We start from the raw sequence: 2,583 nt of genomic DNA on the forward strand, positions 1-2,583 counted from the left end.
CTCGAAGTGTTGACCGAGCGGCCCGACATCGACGTCTTCATCGTCCCCGTCGGCGGCGGCAGCGGCGCGTCGGGTGCCGCGCTCGTCGCGAAAACGCTGCGACCCGAGATGACGGTCATCGGCGTCCAGGCCGAGGGCGCATCTGCGGCATACAACGCGTGGCGCGACCGTGCGCCGCGCAGCACGGATCGCGCGGCGACGTTCGCCGAAGGGCTCGCGACGCGCACGTCCTTCGATCTGCCGCAGCGGATGCTCGCGGCACTGCTCGATGACTTCGCGCTCGTGAGCGACGATGAGCTCTACGCCGCGATGCGCCTGCTGCTGGTAGAAGGACACATCGTCGCGGAGGGCGCGGGCGCCGCACCGGTCGCGGCCGCACGCCGTCTGGCCAAGCGTCTCGCGGGCAAGCGCGTGGTGTGCTGGGTCAGCGGCGGCAACGCGACGGCGGATTCACTGGAGCGCGCGCTGGATCATCGCTGATCGACACGTCGAGAACGGCCTGCGCGATACCATCGCGAGGATGACAGTGACTGCTCGTGCGCGTCACGACGGGCTCGGACTGAGCCTCGACGACGTCAAAGGCATGTACCGGAAGATGCTCGAGACGCGCATGGTCAGCGAGCGGATCCTGCAGCTCAACCGCATGGGACGCACTCCGTTCGGTGCCGGGACGGATGGCCACGAGGCCGCGCAGATCGGCGCGGCGTGGAACATCCGGGGCGGCAAGGACTGGACCGTTCCTTACTACCGCGACATGGGGGTCGCCTTCGTGCTCGGCATGTCGCCGCTCGAGGAGTTCCGCATGGTCCTGGCGAAGGCGACGGACACGCACTCCGCCGGACGGCAGATCCTCAACCAGTTCTCAAGCCCCAAGGACCGCATCGTGACGCGCTCGGTGTGCGTCGGCACCGAGTTCCCTCATGCGGTCGGCCTTGCGCTCGCGATCCGCAACCTGAAAGAGGAGAACATCGTCTTCGCCTTCGGCGGCGATGCCTCGACGAGCCCGGGTGACTTCCACGAGGCCATCAACTTCGCGGCGATCTACAAGCTGCCGGTGGTCTTCATCATCGAGAACAACCTGCTCGCGATCTCGACACGCTTCGAACTGCAGATGGCCGTGCCGAACGTCGCGGACAAGGCCGCGGGCTATGGAGCGCGCGGCTTCATCGCCGACGGCATGGACGTGCTCGACTCCTACGACAAGACGAAGCAAGCCGTGCAGCACACGCGCTCCGGCGCGGGCCCGACGCTCGTCGAGCTCAAGTGCTACCGCTATCAGCCGCACACGTCGGACGACGACGACAGCCGCTACCGCACGAAGGATGAGGTCCGCGGGTGGATGGCGAAGGACCCGATCGACCGCGCGCGCAAGTACCTGATCGAGCAGGGCGTCACCGACAAGGAGTTCGAGGCGATCCGCGGCGCGCTCGACACCGAGATCGAGGCCGCGATCGCGCAGGCGGAGAGCGAACCCGACCCCAGGCCCGAGGACGCGATCAAGCACGTGTACGCCGAGGAGGCTCCGCGCCCCGACGGCACCCGCTCTTAAAGCCGTGCGCGGCCTCGTCGTCGCGCTCGCAGCGTTCCTGGTGGCCTGCACCGCGCCGCCGACCGAGATCACCCCGACCCCCTCGCCGACGCACGAGCCCGGCACCACGGCGGTGACCGTCCTGCTCGACCTTTCCGGGACGCGCGCACCCAGCGGAGTCGCGCAGCGCAACGCGATGCAGCTGTGGCTCGATCAGGCCCAGGCCCGCGGTGGTCAACAGCGGGTGCGGGCCACGTTCGTCGATCTCGCCGGAAGCGACGCGCGCGTCCTCATCGAGCTGAGGCGCGCGGTCGAGGAGGACCGCGCCGACGCCGTCGTCATCGGGGTGCCGTTCGCGTACGACGGGACCTTCGCCCGCGCGCTTGCCGTCGCGCGCCTGCCGGTGCTGCTCACGCTCCCCGCGCCGGAGCCGATGTCACTCGCCGGCGGCGGGTGGGCCTTCGCGCTCGCGCCGACATACGCGCGCCTCGCACGCGCCGCGGTCGACGACGCGACGGCGCGCAGCGTGTTGCTGCCGATCCTCCTCGCGAGCGATGAGTCCCCGGCGGCCATCGCCGAGCGGCTCGCGCTCGCGGCCGAACTGGAGCAGCGCGGCCTCGTCGCACCGACTGTCGTGACCGCGAGCGCTCAGGACGCCGCGACGCGGGTCCGCGCCGGCGCCTCCTTCGCACGGAGCGCGTTCTTCACCGGCCCGGCCGCGACCTACGTCGACGCGGCGCGCTCGCTGGCCGCCGCGGGCATCACGCCGCGCGTCTATCTCTCTTATCTAATGGAGGCAGGTGACGCCCTGTCCCTACGGGAGGGCGCCGATCTCGCGATCTGGCCGGGATCGCGGAACCTCGCGGCCATTTCCACCGCACCGACCACCGCGGACCGTGCGGCGTTCCTCCAGACATTCACCGCTCGCCATGGCGCGGCGAGCACGCTCGCGGCGACCGCCTACGACGCGCTCGCCCTCATCGACGCAGCGGCCGAGAGTGCCGGCGGCACACCGGACCGCGCGCGTTTGCGGGACCGCCTCGAGGCAACTACGT

The 2,583-nt window shown here is 70.4% G+C and carries 3 protein-coding genes; all 3 read left to right on the forward strand.

Going from position 1 to position 2,583, the window contains the following annotated elements; genetic code table 11:
- The coding region (locus VI056_14955; protein ID HEY6204320.1) for a pyridoxal-phosphate dependent enzyme at positions 1 to 480 on the forward strand (480 nt) is incomplete at its 5' end.
- Between the two features lie 40 nt (positions 481 to 520).
- Positions 521 to 1,549, forward strand: coding sequence for a thiamine pyrophosphate-dependent dehydrogenase E1 component subunit alpha (locus VI056_14960; GenBank protein ID HEY6204321.1), 1,029 nt, complete (start codon positions 521 to 523; stop codon positions 1,547 to 1,549).
- Positions 1,550 to 1,553: 4 nt separating this feature from the next.
- Positions 1,554 to 2,583, forward strand: a 1,030-nt coding sequence (locus VI056_14965) for an ABC transporter substrate-binding protein (protein ID HEY6204322.1), incomplete at its 3' end; no start/stop codon positions are given.

The sequence above is a fragment of the Candidatus Limnocylindria bacterium genome (assembly GCA_036523395.1).
GTDB lineage: Bacteria > Chloroflexota > Limnocylindria > P2-11E > P2-11E > CF-39.